The following is a 23,223-nucleotide window of genomic DNA, read 5'->3' on the forward strand; positions in this document are numbered from 1 at the left end:
GGCAGCAATCTGGAAGGAAGAGACAATGAATCACCACACACGCTGGCTGGAACTGAAAAAAGAAAATCCTGGCAAATATGCACGTGACATCGCGGCTATGATGCACATCAGCGAGGCAGAACTGACCTTCGCGCGCGTCGGTCATGACGCCTGGCGCTTACGTGGCGAAGTCCGCGAAATCCTCGGCGCGCTGGAAGCCGTAGGCGAAACAAAATGTATTTGCCGCAACGAATATGCGGTGCATGAGCAGGTCGGCACCTTTACCAACCAGCACCTGGGTGGGCATGCCGGGCTGGTACTCAATCCACGCGCCCTCGATCTGCGTCTGTTCCTGAATCAGTGGGCAAGCGCCTTTCATATCAGAGAAACAACCGCTCACGGCGAGCGTCAGAGCATTCAGTTTTTCGACTATCAGGGTGATGCATTGCTGAAGGTCTATGCCACACAAAATACCCTCGTTGAGGAATGGGCTGCGTTACTGACCCGTTTCATCTTTGCAGAAAACCCGCCACTGGTGCTGCAACCTGTCAACAATTCTGCGCCTGCCGCCGTCACCGTTGATGCACAGACCGTTGATCAAGAGTGGCGAGCCATGACTGATGTCCACCAGTTTTTCGGTCTGCTGAAACGCCACGATCTCACTCGCCAACAGGCATTTAATCTGGTGGGCGACGATCTGGCCTGCAAAGTTCCTAATAGCGCACTGGCGCAGTTACTCGATACCGCGCGTCAGGATGGCAATGAAATTATGGTTTTTGTGGGTAATCGCGGCTGCGTACAAATTTTTACCGGCGTAATAGAAAAACTGGTGCCGATGAAAGGCTGGCTGAATATATTCAACCCAGCATTTACATTACATCTGCTGGAAGAAAGCGTGGCTGAAACGTGGGTAACACGCAAACCAACCGCCGATGGACACGTCACCAGTCTGGAACTGTTTGCGGCCGATGGCACACAGATTGCCCAACTGTACGGTCAACGTACGGAAGGTGAACCGGAGCAAACGCAATGGCGCGCACAAATTGATGCACTGACGCCGAAAGGGCTGGCCGCATGAACAAAATCCTGCTCCTGATTGCGTTGCTACCCGTTACTGCGCTGGCGGCCCCCGAGGAAAGAGTCGTCACTCTGGGTGGCGACGTCACCGAAATTGTGTACGCGCTGGGGGCGCAGTCAACGCTTGTGGCGCGAGACAGCACCAGCCAGTGGCCTGAAGCCGCAAACGCCCTGGCTGACGTCGGCTATTTACGCCAGCTTAACGCCGAAGGGATCCTTGCCACCCGCCCTACGCTGGTCCTTGCCAGCGCGCAGGCTCAGCCTTCTCTGGCTCTAAAACAGGTCGAACAGAGCCACGTCAAGGTTGTTACGATCCCGGCAAACAACGACCTTAACGCGATTGATGAAAAAATACGCGTCATTGCCGAGGCGACTCACCGGGAGGCAGAGGGTGAAACGTTGCGTGCAACCTTACGTCAGGAGTTGGCGGCGCTCCCGTCATCTGAACTTAACAAACGCGTCCTGTTTATTCTTAATCATGGAGGGATGACCGCCATGGCCGCAGGCCAGCAAACCGGAGCCGATGCGGCTATTCGTGCCGCCGGTTTGCGCAACGCGATGCAAGGGGTTAACCGTTATCAGCCTCTTTCACAAGAAGGTGTGATTGCCAGCCAGCCGGACCTGGTGGTGATTTCACAGGAAGGTGTTAAGGCAATGGGTGGCGAGGCGAACCTGTGGGCGCTGCCGGGGCTGGCGCAAACACCTGCGGGACGGAATAAACAGGTATTACAGGTTGATGATATGGCACTGCTTGGCTTCAGTATCCGTACCCCGCAGGCCATTTTGCAGCTTCGCGCGAAAGCAGAGCAATTACCCTGATGTCCCGACGAATTACCTGTTCTTTGTGGGTCATGGCGCTAATGCTGGTCGGAATGACAATTTTGGCTACCGGTTTTGGCGCGTTGCGCCTGCCGGTAAGTCTGCTCTGGCGTGATGACAATGAAACTCTGCGTCAAATCTGGCTCACTATTCGTCTCCCCCGCGTCCTGCTGGCCCTGGTAATCGGCGGCGCTCTGGCACTTTCCGGTTGTGTGATGCAGGGACTGTTTCGCAATCCGCTTGCCGACCCGGGATTACTCGGAATTAGTAGCGGTGCAGCCTGCGCCGTCGCCCTGTGGGTGGTACTGCCTGTCTCTTTGCCCGCGCTGCTGATGCTGTATGCGCCAATGTTGGCTGCATTTGTCGGTGCGCTGGCGGCAACCGTGGTGATTTTTATCCTCAGCCAACAGCGCGACGGCTCACTCTCGCGGCTGCTGCTGGTCGGTATAGCGATCAACGCGCTCTGCGGGGCGGCTGTTGGCGTTCTGTCGTGGGTCAGTAATGATGCGCAACTGCGCCAGCTGTCGCTGTGGGGGATGGGAAGTCTGGGCGCTGCACAATGGTCCACGCTGCTGGCGGTTACCTCGCTGGCTATCCCGACGGTGCTGATCATCTGGCGTCTGGCTCCGGCCCTGAACCTGCTGCAACTGGGTGAGGAAGAGGCACATTATCTTGGCGTTAATGTGCGTACAATCCAGCGTATATTGCTGCTTTGCAGCGCCTTGCTGGTAGCCGCAGCGGTAGCAGTAAGCGGCGTAATTGGCTTCATCGGGCTGGTTATCCCGCATTTAATGCGGATGTGGCTCGGCGCAGACCATCGGGCCGTTATCCCCGGTTCCGTGCTGGCGGGCGCGTTTTTATTACTGATTGCCGACACGCTGGCCCGCACTTCAGTTGCGCCGGCGGAAATGCCGGTCGGTCTGTTAACCAGTCTGCTCGGCGCCCCGTGGTTTTTATGGCTTATTTTTCGTCAGCGAGGAGCGCATGGCTGAATATTTCGTTGCTGAAGGGCTTCACTATCGCGTGGCGGGCAAGTCGGTGATTGCTGATGTATCGCTTGCCCTCGCAAAAGGTGAACTGGTGGCGCTCATCGGCCCAAACGGTGCGGGGAAATCTACCCTGCTGCGCCTGTTGACCGGTTTCCTCAAACCGATTGCCGGGCGCTGCGTGCTGGCGGGCAAAGCGCTGAATGAGTGGCATACGCAGACCCTGTCGCGCCATCGGGCGGTGATGCGTCAGCAAACGCAACTGGGATTTGACTGGCCGGTAGAAGCCGTTATCGCGATGGGACGCGCGCCCTGGACCCAGCGTTCGGAACCTCGCCTTATCGCGCAGGTGATGGACATGACCGGATGCACACCATTGGCAGGTCGGCAATACGCCGCGCTTTCCGGCGGCGAGCAACAGCGCGTGCAGTTAGCCCGAGCCCTGGCGCAACTCTGGTGCGACGGAGCGCCTCGCGGCTGGTTATTTCTTGATGAACCCACCTCTGCGCTGGATCTTTACCACCAGCAGCATCTGCTGCGGTTACTGAAAACGCTTGTCGCTTCAGGAGAGTTGCATGTGTGTATTGTGCTTCACGATTTGAATCTCGCCGCCTTGTGGGCTGACAGAATAGTGTTATTGCATAATGGCAGGCTGGCGTCGCAAGGGACGCCGGAGACCGTGTTACGGGCCGATGATCTGATGCGCTGGTACGGTGCTCAGGTTCACGTTGGCCATCATCCGGCCAACGCGTCCCCCCAGGTATTTCTGGCACCTTAGCTTGAACAGCTCACTTCCAGCCGTTTGCCCCAGTCAGGCGGCCGACTGACATAGTCATCATCGCGATCCACAAACGGGGTACGCAACGTCTGGTGCAGCCGATGTAGCTCGGCGTAATCTCCCTGCTCCGCCTGACTAATCGCCCGTTGCGCCAGCCAGTTGCGTAAAACCATCGCCGGGTTTGCCGCCTTCATCTGTGTTTGTCTGACATCGTCAGCAACGCTGTCCTGTTCCAGACGCGAGCGATACCGCGTGAACCAGCCGTCAAAAGCCGCACGGTCCACAAACTCATCGCGTAGCGGAGATAGCGCACTGTGTTGTTCCGTCAGACTGAGCATGCGAAACGTTCGCGTATAGTCGCTTCTTTCTCGCGCCATCAGGCTAAACAGTTCACTCAGCAGCTCGTTATCGTTTTTCTGCTCGCTAAAGAAGCCGAGCTTTTGCCGCATCCGTTGACCGTAACGCGTTAACAGCGCCAGTTGGTAATTGTCCAGCGCATCATTGAGCGCCTCGACAGGGATAAATGGCGACAGGGTTTGCGCCAGACGTTGCAGGTTCCACAACGCGGCGGCCGGTTGATTATCGAAACTGTATCGTCCCTGATGATCGGAGTGGTTACAGATAAAATCTGGCACGTAGTCATCAAGAAAACCATACGGACCGTAATCCATCGTCAGCCCCAGAATCGACATGTTGTCCGTATTCATAACGCCATGCGCAAACCCTACCGCCTGCCAGTCGGCGATTAAGCTTGCGGTACGCGTGACAATATCGCTAAACCACAGCTGATATTTATCGGCTTCTTCCTGCCAATGCGGCCAGTAATGACGAATCGCGAAGTCTGCCAGTTGACGGACTTTTTCCGGCTCGCGACGATAGTAAAAGTGTTCAAAATGGCCAAAGCGCATATGGCTTTGCGCCACGCGGATGAGCATCGCCCCATGCTCTACCGTTTCGCGATATACCGGCGTGTCGCTGGTGACAATCGACAATGCCCGCGTGGTGGGTATTCCCAGGTAGTGCATCGCCTCGCTGGCCAGACTTTCGCGAATGGTTGAACGCAGCACGGCGCGTCCATCGCCCATGCGGGAATAAGGCGTGAGTCCGGCGCCTTTCAGGTGCCAGTCAAGCGTCGAGCCATCAGCAAGCTGTTGTTCGCCCAGCAGGATCCCGCGTCCGTCGCCAAGCTGTCCTGCCCAGACGCCGAACTGATGTCCGCTATAAACTTGCGCTAAAGGCGACATCCCGGGAAGCAAGGATTCGCCTCCCCAAACGCCTGAACCATCTGGAAGAGTAAACAGCGCCGCAGGAATAGCCAATTGCTCAGCCAGAGCATCGTTATGCCAGATAAGATGCGCGTTTTTCAGGGGCGTGGGCGAGAGTGCTGTATAGGTTGCTGGTAATTCATCACGCCAGCGGGTGGTAAAAGACAGGGTCATAAGGCCTCCTGTCTCTAGTGTAGACTGTTAATAGCCTGTTAAACACCAGCAAATAAAAGGGTTATATCCTGGACAATGAAATTATCTGCGCGGGCGGCACCGCAGGCCACAGTCCTCCCTGCATCGCGCTGAAACCGAGAGGAAGTACTCGCGCCAGCATCTCTTGCGTGTCAATACCGCTAATGATGATTGACTCACAGCAGGGTGAGATTTGCGCCTGGATAGCGCGCATAAATGGTTCAAATGAAATATGTGCAATCCTTTGTTGAACAAAGTTTTTATCCAACACCACACGTTTGAACAGGCCATCAAAAATTGCCCGCGTTGATATGCCGCCGGCGCCATAGTTTTGTAAAACTAATGGAAATCTTGCCGCAAGCGCAGCCAGCGTTGGATTGTCTTTACCTTTGTTTAACTCTGGATAGCTTTCATTAATAGTCAGTTCCAGAAATGAAAATCGTTCAATTTGTGAAGCATATTCAACGTCTGATAATAAAGTATTAGCAATTGCCGGGGTTAAATTAATCCAGGCTGAGACTCTGCGCTGAATAAAAAAATGTTGGCACGTTTCGATTAATTCTAGTTTTTCTGCAAATAAACGACATTGCTCATCGTCCGACATCCGGGGTAAGACCAGCTCGGTTGGTATACGCACATCCCCATGCAGGCTGGCAAAACTGGTGATGATATCTACGAACTCAAGATCGCCTTTTTCACTTCTCGCCGGAAGAAAAGAGAATTCCGATTGATAAAGATTATCCAGTGAAACAATCATCGTACCAGCCCCTCTGCATAGGTGTTATCCGGCATCCTGTAGCAAAGGATGGAGAAATACGTTACTGCTGATGCAAGTAGAGGCTCTTTCATTTTTCCCTTTATAGCCAGTAAATCGAATCCTTTTTTTTAGCTTATCCTGATTATAAGCGAATATCCAGCTTTGCACTTTTTAATATCTCGGCATAAATCATATTTTTAGTAAGATACTCTCTTAACGCGCAGGGTTATTGTTCTGCTTAAGACAGATATAAAAGTTAACGTGCAAACGCTGAGGGCGAGGCTGCGCAGTCGTTGGCAGCCTCGTCAGTTGTGAGGATTAAATACGTCGAGCCTGCCAAAAGTTTTTACGCCAGTAGACATTATCCAGTGACGAGCGCATCACTCCGCGGCTGGTTGAGGCATGAATAAATTGATTATTGGTGTCGTAAATGCCGACATGCAGACCACTTTCTCCGGATCCGGTTTTAAAGAAAACCAGATCGCCTGGCAGCAAATCATCTTTATCGATTTCGGTACCAATCTTTGATTGCATACGCGTGTCGCGCGGGAGCTGTAGATCGAATTGATCCCGCATCGTCATCAAAACAAACCCTGAGCAATCCACCCCGCTACGGCTCATACCACCATAACGATAAGGTGTACCATGCCAGGTTTGTAGCTGGTCATTAAGACCGGCGATCACGGCGATAGAATCCGACAAGTGGGCATTTGGCGCAGGAGCACGATGGCTGCTGCAGCCCGCCAAAAACAATGCTGTGATGAAAAGGAGCCAAAAACGCATTCAGGACGAATCCTCTGGATTTTATTTTTATGCCAATTTAGCGTGGAAATTATATGATTTTCAAGAACCCATTTAACTTAAGTGGTTGATATGAGCATTCTGTGGCCTTCGATATCCAAACGACGGAAGTTCACGCCGTAAGCCGAAGACAGATTAGCTGGCGTCAGGACCGTATCACGTGAGCCACTGGCAAGCAGCTTCCCACGTTTGAGCAACCAGGCCTTATGCGCATGGCGCAAGGTATGATTGAGGTCATGGCTGCTCATTACAATCGCTATTCCCTGCAAACAAAGCTGCCCCAATAACTTGTCCAGGGCGTTTTGTTGCGCGACGTCCAGGCTGTTCATCGGCTCATCCAACAGTAAAAGCTGACCGAATGGATTTGCTTGCGGGCAAATTTGCAAAATAACGGCAGCGAGGCGTACACGCTGCCATTCACCGCCGGAGAGTTGATTCACGCCACGCCCCAGCTTATCCCCCAAACCCAGCGCATCGGCGACCTCCTGTAACAGATCGACTCGCGCTTTGTCGGGTTGATGCAGCGTCAGAAAATGCCAGACTGGCATGGCAAACGGCGGGTTTTGCTGTTGCGCAAGATAAGCACGATATTGCGCCAGCTTTGCTGCCGGCCATTCTTCAAGCGCCATGTCGCCAAAGGTGATGCTGCCCTCCCCGGTCGTCAAACCCGCTATACGCGCCAACAGCGTACTTTTCCCCGCACCGTTAGGTCCCACCAAATGCAGGATTTCCCCTGCTTTTATTTCACCAGAAAGCGGGCCGAGCCGGGTCGATTCCGCTACATCCTGTAGCTGCATCAATCGAGACATTAGTTTGCCAGCGCCTTCTTGATGCTTTGCACCAGCATAGGATCCTCAGGCGTCATATCCGGAGAGAATCGTTGCAGTACTTGCCCATCCCGCCCCACTAAAAACTTCTCAAAGTTCCACAGGATATCGTCCGGGTAGAGCGGCGCCCGGCCTTTACTGACCATACGTTCATAGAATCCACTGTCTGCTGGCGCAACTGCCGTTGGCGCGGCATCAATCAGCTTCTGATACAGCGGATGACGCCCCTCGCCGTTGACGTCAATCTTGCTGAACATCGGGAAAGTAACGCCCCAGGTCATACTGCAGTACGTTTTGATTTCGTCTTCGCTGCCCGGTTCCTGGCCCAGAAACTGATTGCAGGGAAAACCAAGCACATTGAAGCCCTGCTGATGCCAGGCTTTCTGCAGGTTCTCCAGTTGTTCGTATTGCGGCGTCAGTCCACATTTTGAAGCAACGTTGACGATTAACAGTACATTGCCGGAATACGGTTGCAGCGTAGTCGCCTCGCCGTCAATGGTCGTCACTTCTGTATTGAGGATAGTGTCTTGCATAGCATCTCCAGAACAACAGGTTGATTTTCAGTTTTTAATCATAGACCGAACCAACGCTTTCTAGCGCGCGGCTTTCAACAATAGCCAGATAAATACCGGGGCCCCCATGGTAGCCGTCACCACGCCGATGGGCAGTTCAGCCGAAGCCAGCACCAAACGCGCGACAACATCGGCAAACAATAACGCGATTGCGCCAGCCAACGCGCAGCCAGGCAGGAGAACACGGTGATCGGTTAAACCACACAACCGCAAAATGTGTGGGATAACCAATCCAATGAAACCAATCGCGCCCGCCAGAGCCACGCTTACGCCGACCATCCATCCCGTGGCGACCACCAGCAGATTGCGCCAGAACCATAATGGTAACCCCAGTTGGCGCGCAGACGTTTCCCCCAGCGCCAGCATATTCATCGGCTGAGACTGACAGCAGATCCATATCAGTACGGGGATCAACGCCACCATCAGCCAGGCCTGATGCCAGTCTACGCCGCCAAAGCCCCCCATCATCCAGTACATCAGTTGTCGTAAGTCAAAAGAGGTGGAAAAGTAGATTGCCCACGTCATCAGCGCGCTACAGATAATGCCCAGCGCCACTCCCGCCAGCAGCAAGCGACTGGTAGACAAATGCCGACGGGCAAAGCGTAACAGAATGAGAGTAATAATCAGCGCCCCGGCGATGGCGCATAAACCCAACGCCCAGCCGGGAAGTTGCCCCTGGCCGAGCAGCACCGCAGCGATGAGCCCAACTCCTGCGCCGTTAGACACGCCCAGTAGACCCGGTTCCGCAAGTGGATTTTCAAAAAGGGCCTGCATTACCGCACCGGATAAGGCCAACGCAGCGCCTACCAGCAAAACGGCGAGGGTACGAGGAAAGCGGATTTGCCAGACGAACAGATCGCCGCGGGCGCTGAACCAGTCGCCGGGAGCGATCCATTGTTCTCCTGCGCACAAGCTTAAAATCGTTGCCAGTAACATCAGCACTGACAGAGACAGTATCCAGCGCACGTTTCGTCGCTGCTGTTGATGGGCGAAAGTCAGCATGTTTTCCATTCTGCTGAAAAGAGATGGGGGTGATTCTACGGTGCTGTTTCGGTAGTGAAAAGGAAAAAGGCCGCAGAGCGGCCTTTTTAGTTATATACGTCATGCTTTGCGCTTGGCAGCGCAAGTAACTTAACGAATCGTTAAATCACTCTTCTTTGGGCGTTGCGTTTTCAACCCGGCTTTTTAACTTCTGTCCGGGTCTGAAGGTCACCACGCGCCGTGCTGTAATGGGAATATCTTCGCCCGTTTTCGGGTTACGGCCCGGACGTTGATTCTTATCACGCAGATCGAAGTTACCAAAACCAGAGAGTTTTACCTGCTCACCATTTTCCAGAGCACGACGGATCTCTTCGAAAAACAGCTCGACCAGTTCTTTGGCATCCCGCTTGCTAAGCCCAAGCTTATCAAACAGATATTCTGACATTTCAGCTTTTGTAAGCGCCATAGGTTCAATCCCTCAATGATGCCTGGAATCGCTCTTTTAATGCCTCTACACATTTGGCGACGGTAGCGGCAATCTCCTCTTCTTCAAGTGTACGGCTGGTATCCTGAAGGATCAGGCTGATAGCGAGGCTCTTATAACCCTCCGCAACACCCTTACCGCGGTACACGTCAAATAAGTTTACGCCAACTACCTGATTTACGCCAACTTTCTTACACTCGGATAAAATATCCGCAGCGGGAACGTTTTCTGCCACAACGACTGCGATGTCGCGACGGTTCGCTGGGAAGCGAGAAACTTCACGCGCCTGAGGCACCACGCGGTCTGCGAGCTTGTTCCACTCAAGTTCAAATACCAGAGTGCGACCGTTCAGATCCAGTTTACGTTCCAGTTCAGGATGAACAACCCCAATGAAACCAATACGTTCACCTTTCAGATAAATCGCCGCAGACTGACCCGGATGCAGTGCTGGATTCGCTTCAGCTTTGAACTGAATGTCCGCCAGTTTGCCGGTCAGGTCGAGAACCGCTTCCAGATCGCCTTTCAAATCATAGAAATCAACGGTCTCTTTTGCCAGATTCCAGTGTTCATCATGACGGTTACCGCAGATCACGCCTGCCAGCATCAGATCCTGACGGATCCCAAGGTTGGCCTGCGTATCCGGTACGAAACGTAAACCCGTTTCAAAAATACGCACACGGTTCTGCTGACGATTCTGGTTATACACCACCGTTGACAGCAAACCGGTCCACAGTGACAAGCGCATTGCTGACATATCAATAGAAATTGGGCTTGGCAGCAGCAGCGATTCTTCACCCGGATGCAGCAACGCCTGAATTTTCGGGTCGACAAAGCTATAGGTGATCACTTCCTGGTAGCCTTTGTCATTCAGCATGGTTTTTACACGTTTCAGCGATAAATCCGCTTCACGATGCTCACCCATGATCAGACCTGCCTGAATTGGCGTATTCGGGATATTGTCATACCCGTATACACGGGCAACTTCTTCGACCAGGTCTTCTTCGATTTCCATATCGAAACGCCAGCTCGGCGCTACCGCTTTCCACTCATCCTGACCTTCCGTGACGTCACAACCCAGACGACGCAGAATATCACTCACCTGGTCATCAGCAATATGGTGTCCGATCAGACGATCCAGTTTGCTGCGGCGAAGCGTAATCGTCGCGCGTTTTGGCAGCGTCGCTTCGTTGGTCACATCAATAATTGGACCGGCTTCACCGCCGCAGATATCAATCAGCAAACGGGTAGCGCGCTCCATCGCTTTGTACTGCAGCGCCGGATCGACACCACGCTCATAGCGATGAGAGGCATCGGTGTGCAGGCCATGACGACGTGCGCGACCGGTAATAGACAGCGGGCTGAAGAACGCGCATTCCAGCAGGACGTTTTGCGTTTCGTCATTCACGCCGGAATGTTCGCCACCAAAGATGCCGCCCATGGCCAGCGCTTTGTTATGGTCCGCAATCACCAGCGTATCCGCATTCAGTTTCGCTTCGCTGCCGTCCAGCAGAACCAGGGTTTCCCCCTCTTTTGCCATACGAACAACAATCCCGCCTTCGATGCGATCTTTGTCGAACGCATGCATTGGCTGACCCAGTTCGAGCAGCACATAGTTGGTGACGTCAACGACTGCATCAATGGAGCGGATGCCGCAGCGACGCAGTTTTTCTTTCATCCACAACGGAGTTGGCGCTTTAACGTTGATGCCTTTCACAACGCGGCCCAGATAGCGCGGGCAGGCTTCCACTGCTTCGACCTGAATCGGCAGGACGTCGCTAATGGTTGCGGCTACAGGCGCGATTTGCGGCTCAACCAATGGAGCCTGGTTCAGTACAGCCACATCACGTGCCACACCGATGATACCCAGGCAGTCGGCGCGGTTCGGCGTAACGCTGATTTCGATGGTGTTATCGTCAAGCTTCAGGTATTCGCGGATATTGGTGCCAATTGGCGCATCGGCGGGCAGTTCGATAATGCCGCTATGATCGTCGGAAATGCCCAGCTCGGAGAACGAGCACAGCATGCCTTCAGACGGTTCACCACGCAGTTTCGCCGCTTTAATTTTAAAGTCGCCCGGCAGTACGGCGCCCACGGTTGCCACAGCCACTTTCAGGCCCTGACGGCAGTTCGGCGCGCCACAGACGATATCCAACAGGCGGTCGCCGCCTACATTCACTTTGGTGACGCGCAGTTTGTCAGCGTTCGGGTGCTGAGCGCACTCAACCACTTCACCCACCACCACGCCGTTGAACGCGCCCGAAACAGGTTCCACACCGTCAACTTCCAGACCCGCCATCGTGATTTGGTTTGACAGCGCATCGCTATCAATCGCCGGGTTTACCCATTCGCGTAACCACAGTTCACTGAATTTCATTGTTTTATCCTGCCTTTATTTAAACTGTTTGAGGAAACGCAGATCGTTTTCGAAGAAAGAACGCAGGTCGGTCACGCCATAACGCAACATGGTCAGACGCTCCATACCCATACCGAATGCAAAGCCAGAGTAGATCTCCGGATCGATACCCACGTTGCGCAGCACGTTCGGGTGAACCATCCCGCAGCCCAGCACTTCCAGCCATTTGCCGTTTTTGCCCATCACATCAACTTCCGCAGAAGGTTCGGTGAACGGGAAGTAAGAAGGACGGAAGCGAACCTGCAGGTCTTCTTCAAAGAAGTTGCGCAGGAAATCGTGCAGCGTACCTTTCAGGTTGGTGAAGTTGATGTTGGTATCAACAATCAGCCCTTCCATCTGATGGAACATTGGAGTGTGCGTCTGATCGTAGTCGTTACGATAAACGCGCCCAGGGGCGATGATACGGATCGGCGGCTGTTTTTCTTTCATGGTGCGGATCTGCACGCCGGAAGTCTGCGTACGCAGCAGACGGGTCGCGTCAAACCAGAAGGTGTCGTGGTCAGCACGTGCCGGATGATGGCCAGGAATATTCAGTGCGTCGAAGTTATGATAGTCATCTTCGATTTCCGGACCGGTCGCCACGGTAAAGCCCAGCTCACCAAAGAAGCTTTCAATACGGTCGATAGTACGTGTTACCGGATGCAGACCGCCGTTTTCGATACGACGTCCCGGCAGTGAGATATCGATCGTTTCTTCAGCCAGACGGGCATTCAGCGCAGCACTTTCTAATTCGGCTTTACGTGCATTCAGCGCTTGCTGTACCTGCTCTTTGGCTTCGTTTATCACCGCACCTGCTGCCGGACGCTCTTCTGGCGGCAGCTCGCGCAGGGTTGTCATCTGAAGGGTCAAGTGCCCTTTCTTGCCCAAATATTCGACGCGGACATTGTCTAACGCGGCAACATCTGAAGCCTGGTTAATGGCGGCCGTTGCACTGGCAACCAGCTCTGCGAGATGTGACATGGTTTTCCTCGTTATGTGGCGATATTCACTAGTCGCTCGTATATACGCAAAATCATTTAAGTTGTATCAAGGCGGCAAAAGAGCAAATCCTCAGGAACGTACATCAGTACGTGACCAGGGTGAGCGAATGCAGCCAACACAGAGACAACTTGAAGGATGACGCGTATAAAAAAAGCCTCCACCAGGGAGGCTTTTAGGCGCTGTTTTCCGTTTCTTCTTTCATGCGCAAGCCTCCTGAGTTCAGGTGCTAAAGTAAAAGAAGAAGCGGAAAATAGCAGCATTCATGCTTGCGTTACCTTGTGTGGTAAAAACCGGACAACCTTTATTGAAAAGGCTTACGGGTAAATTGTCAACCAATTGATTGCCCTACAATAAAAGAGAGGGAGCCAGGCTCCCTCTTTTCACCGGCTTATGCCAGAGCTGCTTTCGCTTTTTCGACCAGAGCGGTGAACGCTACTTTGTCGAATACTGCGATGTCAGCCAGGATCTTACGGTCGATTTCAACAGAGGCTTTTTTCAGGCCGTTGATGAATTTGCTGTAAGAAATACCGTTCTGACGTGCTGCTGCGTTGATACGCGCAATCCACAGTTGACGGAACTGACGCTTTTTCTGACGACGGTCACGATAAGCGTACTGACCAGCTTTGATAACAGCCTGGAAGGCAACGCGGTATACGCGAGAACGCGCACCGTAGTAGCCTTTAGCTTGTTTCAAAATTTTCTTGTGACGTGCACGGGCAACTACACCACGTTTTACGCGAGCCATATGTGCTCTCCTGTATCTATATTCTTATTAAAAAATTAATTAAACGTTAACGGCTTATGCGTACGGCAGGCACGCGATAACCAGACCCAGATCGCCTTTAGAAACCAGGCCTTTTGGACGCAGGTGACGTTTACGCTTAGTAGATTTTTTGGTCAGAATATGACGCAGGTTTGCGTGCTTACGCTTAAATCCACCACCACCGGTTTTTTTGAAGCGCTTAGCAGCACCGCGTACGGTCTTAATTTTTGGCATTTTAATAACTTCCACTTCGCATTGTTAATAAACGAAACGTAGGCGAACAACGGCTGTGGAACCCGCAGGCTCCACAGACATTGCTACTTGAAGGCCTTACTGTTTCTTCTTAGGAGCGAGCACCATGATCATCTGACGGCCTTCGATCTTCGTAGGGAAGGATTCGACTACTGCCAGTTCACTCAGATCGTCACGGACGCGGTTGAGCACTTCCATACCGATCTGTTGGTGGGCCATCTCACGGCCGCGAAAACGCAGCGTGATCTTAGCCTTATCGCCATCTTCCAGAAAGCGTACCAGGCTGCGGAGTTTTACCTGGTAATCGCCATCGTCGGTGCCAGGACGGAATTTAATTTCCTTAACCTGGATAACTTTTTGCTTTTTCTTCTGTTCCTTAGAAGACTTACTCTTTTCATAAAGGAACTTGCCGTAGTCCATAATACGACAAACTGGCGGTTCGGCGTTAGGGCTGATTTCAACTAAATCTACTCCAGCTTCTTCAGCTTTTTCGATTGCTTCTCTCAGACTCACAATACCCAAAGCTTCGCCTTCCAGACCTGTTAAGCGAACTTCCAGGGCGCGAATCTCGCCATTGATACGATTCGGACGTGCCGTTTGAACTCGTTTTCCGCCTTTAATACCTTATTCCTCCAGTTGTTGAAGACTGCGGCTGCGAATCTCTTGTTGCAGCTTCTCAATCACTTCATTTACGTCCAGGCTGCCCAAGTCTTTGCCACGACGGGTGCGCACGGCAACTTTGCCTGCTTCAACCTCTTTGTCGCCACAGACCAACATGTAAGGGACACGACGTAAAGTGTGCTCGCGGATTTTAAAGCCAATCTTCTCATTTCTCAAGTCTGCTTTTACACGAATGCCCGCATTTTGTAGTTTCTGCGTTAATTCGTTAACGTATTCAGACTGAGAATCAGTAATGTTCATGACCACAACCTGAACCGGCGCAAGCCAGGTCGGGAAGAAGCCAGCGAACTCTTCGGTCAGGATACCGATGAAACGTTCCATCGACCCAAGAATTGCACGGTGAATCATAACCGGCACCTGACGCTCGTTGTTTTCGCCAACATAAGAGGCGCTTAAACGGGACGGCAGAGAGAAGTCCAGCTGTACAGTACCGCACTGCCATGCACGATCGAGGCAGTCATACAGGGTAAATTCAATTTTCGGGCCGTAGAATGCGCCCTCACCCAGTTGGAACTCAAACGGGATGTTGTTTTCTTCCAACGCAACGGCCAGGTCAGCTTCAGCACGGTCCCACATTTCATCGCTACCGATACGTTTTTCGGGGCGAGTGGACAGTTTGACAACGATCTTCTCGAAGCCAAAGGTGCTGTACATATCGTAGACCATACGAATACAAGCGTTAACTTCATCACGGATCTGTTCTTCAGTACAGAAGATATGCGCATCATCCTGAGTGAAGCCACGAACACGCATCAGACCGTGCAGCGCGCCTGACGGCTCGTTACGGTGGCAGCTACCAAACTCAGCCATACGCAGCGGCAGATCGCGATAAGATTTCAGACCCTGATTAAAGATCTGTACGTGACCCGGGCAGTTCATGGGCTTAATGCAGTATTCACGGTTCTCTGAAGACGTCGTGAACATCGCATCTTTGTAGTTATCCCAGTGACCTGTTTTTTCCCACAGCACGCGGTCCATCATAAACGGACCTTTAACTTCCTGATACTGGTATTCTTTCAGTTTCGAACGAACGAAGACTTCCAGTTCACGGAAGATAGTCCAGCCATCATTGTGCCAGAACACCATACCCGGCGCTTCTTCCTGCATATGATACAGGTCAAGCTGTTTACCGATTTTACGGTGATCGCGTTTGGCGGCTTCTTCCAGACGTTGCAGGTAGGCGTTGAGGGCTTTTTTATCTGCCCATGCAGTACCATAAATACGCTGCAGCATCTTATTATTGCTGTCGCCACGCCAGTATGCCCCTGCGGTCTTCATCAGTTTGAAGTGATGGCAGAAACGCATGTTCGGCACGTGCGGGCCACGGCACATATCGACATATTCTTCATGATGGTACAAGCCAGGCTTGTCATCATGGGCAATGTTTTCATCAAGAATAGAGACTTTATAGGTCTCACCACGCTTCACGAAGGTTTCACGCGCTTCGTACCAGCTGACTTTCTTCTTAATGACATCGTAGTTTTTCTCAGCGAGCTCGTGCATCCGCTTCTCGAGCGCGTCGACGTCTTCCTGGGTTAACGTACGGTCAAGATCGATATCGTAGTAAAAACCGTTGTCAACAACCGGTCCGATCGCCATTTTGGTGTGCGGCCAGAGTTGTTTGATCGCGTGCCCTAACAGGTGCGCACAGGAGTGACGAATGATCTCCAGACCTTCTTCATCCTTCGCGGTGATGATGGAGAGCTTCGCATCATGTTCAATCAGATCGGAAGCATCTACCAGCTCACCGTTAACACGGCCAGCAATAGTGGCTTTCGCCAGACCTGGACCGATGTCCAGCGCAACATCCATGGGGCTTACAGCGTGGTCGTAATGGCGTTGGCTGCCATCAGGAAGAGTAATAACAGGCATGTTATATCCTTATTTGCAGTGGTGCCCCACACGTAAGAGCACATACAAAGATTCAATATTTAAAATTATCAAAAAGGTGTGGGCTGATTCCCGCTTCACTCTGCGAAATATGTCACTGGTTGCCTTAGTGGCAACGCTGGACCTACGCCCTTTTTTTGATAACACCGTTGACAGTGTACACGGTGTTACGAGCCGATCAAAGCAGCAATCAACGCGCACTGTATGATGTAAATCAATTCACTGACACCCTGACGTCTTTGTTACACTTGCCGAAAGTCATCGCATATGAGCAGGAAGGAACTATGCCAACAAATCGCTTTGCGAAGAAACACTGGAAAATGGTGGTGATTCTGCTTGTTATTTGTGCGGCAATACTGATCCTACGCTGGGCCGCCATGATCTGGGGTTAAATTATTGGCAACTGCCGTGCGGTTCCGCTTATTTATCTATTAAATCGAATTCATCTGATAAATAGTGCGTTATTGATATGTGTTAAAAATAAAGCGTAGATTAAATATTAAATAAACTTATCTTTAATTGGGAAAACCGGGTCAATTATTTGACCCGGCTTGTCATTACATACGATAACCGAGCGAAACAGTCGTTCGACGATCGGTATGCTCCGGCGCAGTTGCCGGCGGCTCAGAGTTCCAGGTCACGTTGTAAGCCACCTTTAACCCGAAGTGTTCGTTGATGGCAACGTTCAAAGCCGTTTCAGAATTGAGTGTCGTATCGTCAGCACCGAATACCGATACACCCTGAGTAAACTTGGTGTTGTCCGTCATCTGCCACGCATAGGCCCCGGACGCATAGCCCAACGGCTGCGTTTCGGTGGTGCCATCAGTGTGCTCGTCATAACGAACACCAGGACCGAATTCAAAACGGAAGCTGTGCACCGGTCCATTGAGGAACTGACGACCGTAACCTGCGGTCAGTACGTCACGCTCGCGATAACCGTTGTAACGGTCGGTCAACCAGCTTGCCTGCCCAAAGAGATAGTCATAGTCGGTCATGTTGTAACGACTACGGCCCCCTACGGCATACTTCTCTGATGAACGCTCATCATTTGAGGAGGTATTGCTGGCATTTCCCCACAGAGACCACGCCGTGGTTTGACCATACCAGGTCATGTTGGTGTCTGCAGTTAAAGAAGAACTTTTTGTGTTGCCTGACTGGGCGAGATATCCCGCGTTCAGGTTACCTTCAAAGGGTTTTTTCGCGCTGGAAGGGTCATCCATGACAGTAAAAACGGAATCATCGGCGGCAGCATGCATTGACGCAAGCAGGCCTCCCATCAGCATGAATGCTGCGGGCACTGTCTTCAAAAGCTTCATTTATTAAGAGTCCGTACAACAAAAAAAGAGACCATAACGGTCTCGGAAACTTTCATATGGATCAATGACAAAAGACCCTTGAAAGGTAACAAATTATAAAAAGACTCGAATAACATAGCAATAAATTCTTATTTCATTTTTTGAATAAGAGCGTTCTTAAATCGTTATTTTATTTATATAACTTTACCCAGATAATTTTAAATAAAGATATGAAAAATCATGTTGTTAATTACTTCACTTTCGGGGGGTTAAGTGCCAGACTGAAGGCAGCCTAACAGGAGGTAAAGATGGTACGTATCTATACGTTAACACTTGCGCCCTCTCTCGATAGCGCAACAATTACTCCGCAAATCTACCCAGAAGGTAAACTTCGCTGTACTTCGCCGGTTTTTGAACCCGGTGGCGGCGGCATCAACGTCGCTCGTGCAATTGCTCATCTTGGCGGTACTGCGACGGCTATCTTCCCCGCGGGCGGGGCCACGGGAGAGCATCTTGTTGCATTGCTCGCCGACGAAAATGTTCCCGTCTCTACGGTCGAAGCCAAAGACTGGACCCGCCAAAATCTGCACGTCCACGTTGAGTCCAGCGGGGAGCAGTATCGCTTCGTTATGCCCGGGGCTGCGCTGACCGATGATGAGTTCTATCAACTTCAGGATCAGGTGCTGGAAATTGAGTCCGGCGCGCTGCTGGTGATTAGCGGCAGTTTGCCGCCTGGGGTACAGCTTGAGAAGCTAACCCGACTCGTTACCTCAGCACAAAAACAGGGTATTCGCTGCATCGTCGATAGCTCAGGCGAGGCGCTAACGGCGGCGTTAGCCATCGGCAATATCGAACTGGTCAAACCCAACCTCAAAGAACTGAGCGCGCTGGTGAACCGCGAACTCACCCAGCCCGATGACGTGCGTAAAGCCGCACAGGAGATTGTGCAATCGGGTAAAGCACACCGCGTCGTGGTGTCTCTTGGGCCACAAGGGGCGCTGGGCGTTGATCGCGACACCTGCGTCCAGGTGGTTCCACCACCGGTGAAGAGCCAAAGTACCGTAGGGGCAGGCGACAGCATGGTCGGCGCTATGACGCTTAAACTGGCTGAAAACGCACCTTTTGACGATATTGTTCGTTTCGGTGTCGCCGCCGGTAGCGCAGCAACCCTGAATCAGGGTACGCGTCTGTGCGCTTTGGACGATACGCAAAAAATATATGCATACCTTGCGCAGTAATGGCACCGTCCCCCTTTTAACAGAAGGGGGATGTTCCGGTAAAACTGTCGGCATGGGTGTTATACGTCTATGCTAAAAAATCACGTGATTACAAAGAAGTGAATCATGTACAACCGGACGTCTCCATAACGGTGCGAGATGAAGAAGAACGACAAACATTAAGTGCCTTTCGAGCGATGACGCGTCCGTGGTGTGCGTCAGTTCGTGTTTTTTAACCGCATTCTTGCGCTAACCTTATGATCTGGCAGACAACATGGGGAGAGACATCATGTGGCAGGCTATCAGTCGTCTTTTAAGCGAGCAATTAGGTGAAGGCGAAATCGAACTGCGTAATGAACTGCCCGGCGGAGAGATCCACGCCGCATGGCATTTACGCTATGCGGGGCGCGATTTTTTCGTCAAATGCGATGAAAGAGAGTTGTTAACCGGCTTTACGGCGGAAGCCGATCAGCTGGAGCTACTTTCCCGCAGCCAAACCGTATCAGTACCGAAAGTTTGGGCGGTAGGCGCAGACAGAGATTACAGTTTCCTGGTGATGGACTTCCTCCCTCCCCGTCCGCTTGACGCGCACAACGCGTTTATCCTCGGCCAACAACTTGCGCATTTGCATGAATGGAGCGATCAGCCGCAGTTCGGACTCGACTTCGACAATGCGCTCTCAACCACGCCGCAACCCAATACCTGGCAACGTCGCTGGTCAACTTTTTTTGCCGAGCAGCGTATTGGCTGGCAACTGGAACTCGCCGCTGAGAAAGGTATTGCGTTTGGCAATATTGACGCCATTGTCGAGCATGTTCAGCAACGCCTCGCTTCCCATCAGCCGCAGCCGTCGCTCCTGCATGGGGATTTGTGGTCGGGGAACTGCGCGCTCGGCCCGAACGGTCCCTACATCTTCGACCCTGCCTGCTACTGGGGAGACAGGGAGTGCGATCTGGCAATGCTGCCGTTACATACCGAACAGCCGCCACAAATTTATGATGGTTATCAGTCCGTCTCGCCGCTCCCCCTGGATTTTCTCGACAGACAGCCTGTCTACCAGCTCTATACGCTGCTGAACCGGGCTATTCTGTTCGGAGGGCAGCATCTGGTTGTGGCGCAGAAAGCGATGGATAGGTTACTGGCGGCTTAGCAACGCGCTTATCAGGCCTGGCGTTACACCATGAGTCAGGCCTGATATGTCAACGCTTACAAAAAGCCCAGCAATGAGAAGAAGAAGTAGCCGATGACGATAACAATCACCGGCAATATATACAGCGGGAAAATTTGTAAAAAGATCGTATGGTGCGGCACCACGATACGTGACTCGATTTGTCCACGTGATAACCCTTCACTGCCTTTTGCCTGTTCCAGAATCAGCTGGTCCTCAACGCCTTCGCGTAAAAAACGCGCCTGACGGCTCATTCTTGCACCTGAATCCTGCAACGCTAAGCCGATAAAAATCAGGATGAAAATCAGCCAAAAAACGAGATTGAGTCCACTTTGAAAATCGGGAGTCGGCGAGTTATACCAAAATACGTTAAGAAAGGGGGTGTTCACCCGCATCATGTCGATCATTACGTGGGCAAAATCGAGCATTACCGCATTAATCCCCTCCTGCTTTTCGCTGTGCGCATACATAAACTTCAGTACAGAAACCAGTGTTGAAATCAGCGCGGGAATGAAAATCACCCATCCCACCAGCCTTTTCAAGACGGCAATGCGTCCAGCTTGTTGATACGTCATGAGTTCCCCTTGATAAAGACGTGTCATTTTGGCCTAAGTTTACCCGTTGATAACCGTTTTCGCCTGATCTTTAAAGGCGGTATAATAGAGAATTAGCCATAATGTACGCTCAGAGCCTGTTATGACTGGCTCGAAATCCCTTTTATCACCCTAAAGGAGAGGTTGTGATGTCAACCCCGCGTCAAATTCTTGCTGCAATTTTCGATATGGATGGATTACTGGTCGATTCAGAACCGCTCTGGGATCAGGCCGAACTGGATGTGATGGCAAGTTTAGGCGTTGATATCACTCGCCGCCATGAACTTCCCGATACCCTTGGCTTACGCATCGACATGGTGGTTGATTTGTGGTTTGCGCAGCAACCGTGGAATGGTCCCACACGTCAGGAAGTGACTGCACGTATCATCACGCGGGCAATTGCGTTAGTTGAAGAGACAAGACCGCTGTTGCCTGGCGTACGTGAAGCCGTGGCGTTGTGCAAATCGCAGGGAATTCTGGTCGGGCTGGCATCCGCATCACCGTTGCATATGCTGGAAAAAGTGCTGACCATGTTTGATCTGCGCGACAGCTTCGATGCGCTGGCCTCCGCGGAGAAACTGCCCTACAGTAAACCGCACCCACAGGTGTATCTTGATTGCGCAGCGAAACTAGGCATTGATCCTTTGAGTTGCGTTGCCCTGGAAGATTCAGTCAACGGCATGATCGCCTCGAAAGCGGCTCGCATGCGCTCTATCGTGGTGCCTGCACATGAAAATCAGGACGATCCTCGCTTTGTACTGGCCGACGTAAAACTGTCCTCGCTCACCGAACTTACAGCCGTTCATCTGCGCGGCTAATCCTCTCACGGGCAATGCGAATCATTGCCCGTGAGATTGTTTTTTTAAAACAGTGTTTCATTTTTATTGTATTTCTGCTCATCCTCTCCTATTCTTTCCGCATGGTGAAGTGTGAATGGAATGAATAATTGAGGTGAATATGATTCATGATGCTTTTCGTCTCGCAGGTAAAGTTGCCATCGTCACCGGATGTGATACCGGCCTTGGACAAGGTATGGCACTAGCGCTGGCTGAAGCTGGCTGTGATGTGGTCGGCGTGAATCGTAAAACTCCGCATGAAACCGCAGAGAAAATTAACGCGCTCGGTCGACGTTTTATGGCGATTCAGGCCGATCTCCGCCAACAGGACGTACTCTCCGGCATCGTGACACAAACGGTGGCGGCATTTGGTCGGGTCGATATTCTGGTCAATAATGCGGGCACCATTCGTCGCCAGGATGCGCTGGACTTCAGCGAAAAAGACTGGGATGACGTGATGAACCTGAATCTCAAATCCGTGTTCTTTCTGTCGCAGACCGTGGCGCGACAGTTTGTGGCGCAGGGTAACGGTGGGAAAATAATTAATATTGCCTCAATGCTCTCATTTCAGGGCGGGATCCGCGTTCCTTCCTATACCGCATCTAAAAGCGGTGTACTGGGTATCACCCGCCTGCTGGCCAATGAATGGGCTGCGCAAGGTATTAATGTCAACGCTATTGCGCCCGGCTATATGGCGACCAATAACACGCAGCAATTACGTGAAGACAGCGAGCGTAATCAGGAGATTATCGATCGTATTCCAGCCGGACGCTGGGGAAAGCCAGACGATCTGAAAGGCCCGGTCGTTTTCCTCGCCAGTCCTGCCTCTGACTATATTCATGGTTATACGCTGGCCGTGGACGGTGGTTGGCTGGCGCGGTAATGTCGCACTTGTGACAAAGGGTTACAACGTCACCTCTTCCGCCTACTGTATAAAACCCCTATACTGTATGAATCGACAGTTTATTGGGTTTTATCATGACGGCGGAAGGCCACCTTCTTTTTTCTATTGCCTGTGCGGTATTTGCCAAAAATGCCGAGCTAACGCCCGTTCTTGCGCAGGGTGACTGGTGGCATATTGTCCCTTCAGCCATTTTGACATGTCTGCTACCGGATATCGATCATCCAAAATCCCTGCTCGGCCAGCGTCTGAAGTGGATATCAAAACCCATTGCCCGCGCATTTGGCCATCGCGGGTTTACGCATAGCCTGCTGGCAGTCTTTGCCCTGCTGACCACGTTTTACCTGAAAGTTCCTGATACCTGGATAATTCCGGCCGATGCCTTACAAGGCATGGTTCTCGGTTATCTCAGCCATATTCTGGCCGATATGCTGACCCCGGCGGGCGTGCCCCTGCTTTGGCCCTGCCGCTGGCGTTTTCGCCTGCCGATCCTTGTGCCGCAAAAAGGGAATCAACTGGAGCGATTCCTGTGTATGGCGCTGTTTGCCTGGGCCATCTGGATGCCGCAGACCGTACAAGAAAACAGTGCAGTACGCTGGTCATCGCAAATGATAAATACGCTACAAATGCAGTTTAATCGTTTCATAACGCACCAGGTTGACTAATAAATCAGCCGAAATGTCATTTTTGGCATAAACAATTCCATTTGAATATA

At 52.0% G+C, this 23,223-nt stretch carries 26 protein-coding genes and 1 other annotated feature; of the genes, 10 read left to right on the forward strand and 16 right to left on the reverse strand.

Features of this window, described 5'->3' with window-relative positions:
- Nucleotides 1-25 precede the first annotated feature (25 nt).
- The 4 genes from FDW96_RS09490 to FDW96_RS09505 are packed head-to-tail and all read left to right on the forward strand — an operon-like array spanning nucleotide 26 to nucleotide 3,639.
- The gene (locus tag FDW96_RS09490) at nucleotides 26-1,057 is read left to right on the forward strand and encodes a hemin-degrading factor (protein WP_137365585.1); all 1,032 of its coding nucleotides are present in this window, start codon (nucleotides 26-28) and stop codon (nucleotides 1,055-1,057) included.
- On the forward strand, nucleotides 1,054-1,875 hold the full coding sequence (locus FDW96_RS09495) for a hemin ABC transporter substrate-binding protein (protein ID WP_137365586.1): 822 nt from the start codon (nucleotides 1,054-1,056) through the stop codon (nucleotides 1,873-1,875). The genes FDW96_RS09490 and FDW96_RS09495 overlap by 4 nt, the downstream gene beginning before the upstream one ends.
- Nucleotides 1,875-2,867 carry an iron ABC transporter permease gene (locus FDW96_RS09500; protein WP_137365587.1) on the forward strand — a complete coding sequence of 331 codons (993 nt, stop codon included), beginning with the start codon at nucleotides 1,875-1,877 and terminating at the stop codon, nucleotides 2,865-2,867. The genes FDW96_RS09495 and FDW96_RS09500 overlap by 1 nt, the downstream gene beginning before the upstream one ends.
- Entirely contained in the window at nucleotides 2,860-3,639 is a 780-nt protein-coding gene (locus tag FDW96_RS09505; protein ID WP_061381450.1) for a heme ABC transporter ATP-binding protein, read from the forward strand. Before FDW96_RS09500 ends, FDW96_RS09505 begins: the two co-directional genes overlap by 8 nt.
- Here the strand turns inward: FDW96_RS09505 and selO are convergent.
- The 14 genes from selO to thrS all read right to left on the reverse strand — a co-directional run bounded on the left by selO (nucleotide 3,636) and on the right by thrS (nucleotide 16,480).
- Complete coding sequence (gene selO / locus FDW96_RS09510; protein ID WP_137365588.1) at nucleotides 3,636-5,078, reverse strand: protein adenylyltransferase SelO; 1,443 nt, start codon at nucleotides 5,076-5,078, stop codon at nucleotides 3,636-3,638. The two genes, FDW96_RS09505 and selO, sit on opposite strands and share 4 nt — an antisense overlap.
- Before the next feature lie 61 nt (nucleotides 5,079-5,139).
- Nucleotides 5,140-5,853, reverse strand: a complete 714-nt coding sequence (locus FDW96_RS09515; RefSeq protein WP_137365589.1) for an EAL domain-containing protein — start codon at nucleotides 5,851-5,853, stop codon at nucleotides 5,140-5,142.
- A 318-nt stretch (nucleotides 5,854-6,171) separates the two neighbouring features.
- On the reverse strand, nucleotides 6,172-6,636 hold the full coding sequence (locus tag FDW96_RS09520) for an NlpC/P60 family protein (RefSeq protein ID WP_042308806.1): 465 nt from the start codon (nucleotides 6,634-6,636) through the stop codon (nucleotides 6,172-6,174).
- Nucleotides 6,637-6,713: 77 nt separating this feature from the next.
- A complete protein-coding gene (gene btuD / locus FDW96_RS09525; RefSeq protein ID WP_042308808.1) occupies nucleotides 6,714-7,463 on the reverse strand; it encodes a vitamin B12 ABC transporter ATP-binding protein BtuD in 750 nt (249 codons plus the stop codon).
- Nucleotides 7,463-8,014, reverse strand: coding sequence for a glutathione peroxidase (locus tag FDW96_RS09530; RefSeq protein WP_042308809.1), 552 nt, complete (start codon nucleotides 8,012-8,014; stop codon nucleotides 7,463-7,465). The genes btuD and FDW96_RS09530 overlap by 1 nt, the downstream gene beginning before the upstream one ends.
- 60 nt (nucleotides 8,015-8,074) lie before the next feature.
- A complete protein-coding gene (gene btuC / locus FDW96_RS09535) occupies nucleotides 8,075-9,055 on the reverse strand; it encodes a vitamin B12 ABC transporter permease BtuC (protein ID WP_042308812.1) in 981 nt (326 codons plus the stop codon).
- Nucleotides 9,056-9,200: 145 nt separating this feature from the next.
- Nucleotides 9,201-9,500, reverse strand: a complete 300-nt coding sequence (gene ihfA, locus FDW96_RS09540; RefSeq protein WP_003030571.1) for an integration host factor subunit alpha — start codon at nucleotides 9,498-9,500, stop codon at nucleotides 9,201-9,203.
- A gap of 4 nt (nucleotides 9,501-9,504) precedes the next feature.
- Complete coding sequence (pheT, locus tag FDW96_RS09545) at nucleotides 9,505-11,892, reverse strand: phenylalanine--tRNA ligase subunit beta (protein ID WP_042308814.1); 2,388 nt, start codon at nucleotides 11,890-11,892, stop codon at nucleotides 9,505-9,507.
- 15 nt (nucleotides 11,893-11,907) lie between these two features.
- Nucleotides 11,908-12,891: a phenylalanine--tRNA ligase subunit alpha gene (gene pheS / locus FDW96_RS09550; RefSeq protein WP_003832580.1), complete on the reverse strand. Its 984-nt coding sequence runs from the start codon at nucleotides 12,889-12,891 to the stop codon at nucleotides 11,908-11,910.
- A gap of 165 nt (nucleotides 12,892-13,056) precedes the next feature.
- Nucleotides 13,057-13,181: a sequence feature (Phe leader region), on the reverse strand.
- On the reverse strand, nucleotides 13,132-13,176 hold the full coding sequence (pheM, locus tag FDW96_RS25210; RefSeq protein ID WP_001386830.1) for a pheST operon leader peptide PheM: 45 nt from the start codon (nucleotides 13,174-13,176) through the stop codon (nucleotides 13,132-13,134). (Overlaps the previous feature by 45 nt.)
- Nucleotides 13,182-13,300: 119 nt before the next feature.
- Nucleotides 13,301-13,657, reverse strand: coding sequence for a 50S ribosomal protein L20 (gene rplT / locus FDW96_RS09560; RefSeq protein WP_003030578.1), 357 nt, complete (start codon nucleotides 13,655-13,657; stop codon nucleotides 13,301-13,303).
- A 54-nt stretch (nucleotides 13,658-13,711) separates the two neighbouring features.
- Nucleotides 13,712-13,909 (reverse strand): 50S ribosomal protein L35, encoded by a 198-nt coding sequence (gene rpmI, locus FDW96_RS09565; protein WP_003030583.1) that lies wholly within the window; start codon nucleotides 13,907-13,909, stop codon nucleotides 13,712-13,714.
- Nucleotides 13,910-14,005: 96 nt separating this feature from the next.
- The gene (gene infC, locus FDW96_RS09570) at nucleotides 14,006-14,548 is read right to left on the reverse strand and encodes a translation initiation factor IF-3 (protein ID WP_048997935.1); all 543 of its coding nucleotides are present in this window, start codon (nucleotides 14,546-14,548) and stop codon (nucleotides 14,006-14,008) included.
- A gap of 3 nt (nucleotides 14,549-14,551) precedes the next feature.
- Complete coding sequence (thrS, locus tag FDW96_RS09575) at nucleotides 14,552-16,480, reverse strand: threonine--tRNA ligase (protein WP_032939806.1); 1,929 nt, start codon at nucleotides 16,478-16,480, stop codon at nucleotides 14,552-14,554.
- A gap of 302 nt (nucleotides 16,481-16,782) precedes the next feature.
- Here thrS and yniD point away from each other — a divergent pair, with 302 nt between their 5' ends.
- Nucleotides 16,783-16,890, forward strand: a complete 108-nt coding sequence (yniD, locus tag FDW96_RS09580) for a small membrane protein YniD (RefSeq protein ID WP_094301007.1) — start codon at nucleotides 16,783-16,785, stop codon at nucleotides 16,888-16,890.
- 165 nt (nucleotides 16,891-17,055) lie between these two features.
- On the opposite strand, the gene FDW96_RS09585 is transcribed toward yniD, so the two are convergent.
- Complete coding sequence (locus FDW96_RS09585) at nucleotides 17,056-17,814, reverse strand: YdiY family protein (protein WP_042308816.1); 759 nt, start codon at nucleotides 17,812-17,814, stop codon at nucleotides 17,056-17,058.
- Nucleotides 17,815-18,101: 287 nt separating this feature from the next.
- On the opposite strand from FDW96_RS09585, the gene pfkB reads away from it, so the two are divergent.
- Nucleotides 18,102-19,031: a 6-phosphofructokinase II gene (gene pfkB, locus FDW96_RS09590; protein ID WP_061381454.1), complete on the forward strand. Its 930-nt coding sequence runs from the start codon at nucleotides 18,102-18,104 to the stop codon at nucleotides 19,029-19,031.
- Nucleotides 19,032-19,299: 268 nt separating this feature from the next.
- Nucleotides 19,300-20,160, forward strand: coding sequence for a fructosamine kinase family protein (locus tag FDW96_RS09595; protein WP_042308821.1), 861 nt, complete (start codon nucleotides 19,300-19,302; stop codon nucleotides 20,158-20,160).
- A 56-nt stretch (nucleotides 20,161-20,216) separates the two neighbouring features.
- On the opposite strand, the gene FDW96_RS09600 is transcribed toward FDW96_RS09595, so the two are convergent.
- On the reverse strand, nucleotides 20,217-20,753 hold the full coding sequence (locus tag FDW96_RS09600) for a YniB family protein (protein ID WP_042308823.1): 537 nt from the start codon (nucleotides 20,751-20,753) through the stop codon (nucleotides 20,217-20,219).
- A gap of 167 nt (nucleotides 20,754-20,920) precedes the next feature.
- Here FDW96_RS09600 and hxpB point away from each other — a divergent pair, with 167 nt between their 5' ends.
- From hxpB to FDW96_RS09615, 3 genes are all read left to right on the forward strand, one after another.
- Complete coding sequence (hxpB, locus tag FDW96_RS09605) at nucleotides 20,921-21,589, forward strand: hexitol phosphatase HxpB (protein ID WP_061381455.1); 669 nt, start codon at nucleotides 20,921-20,923, stop codon at nucleotides 21,587-21,589.
- A 139-nt stretch (nucleotides 21,590-21,728) separates the two neighbouring features.
- Nucleotides 21,729-22,490 carry a 2-dehydro-3-deoxy-D-gluconate 5-dehydrogenase KduD gene (kduD, locus tag FDW96_RS09610; protein ID WP_137365590.1) on the forward strand — a complete coding sequence of 254 codons (762 nt, stop codon included), beginning with the start codon at nucleotides 21,729-21,731 and terminating at the stop codon, nucleotides 22,488-22,490.
- Between the two features lie 83 nt (nucleotides 22,491-22,573).
- Nucleotides 22,574-23,173: a metal-dependent hydrolase gene (locus tag FDW96_RS09615; RefSeq protein WP_104652153.1), complete on the forward strand. Its 600-nt coding sequence runs from the start codon at nucleotides 22,574-22,576 to the stop codon at nucleotides 23,171-23,173.
- Nucleotides 23,174-23,223 lie beyond the last annotated feature (50 nt).

Origin of the sequence: Citrobacter sp. TBCS-15 (genome assembly GCF_005280815.1) — a bacterium.
Lineage (GTDB): Bacteria > Pseudomonadota > Gammaproteobacteria > Enterobacterales > Enterobacteriaceae > Citrobacter > Citrobacter werkmanii.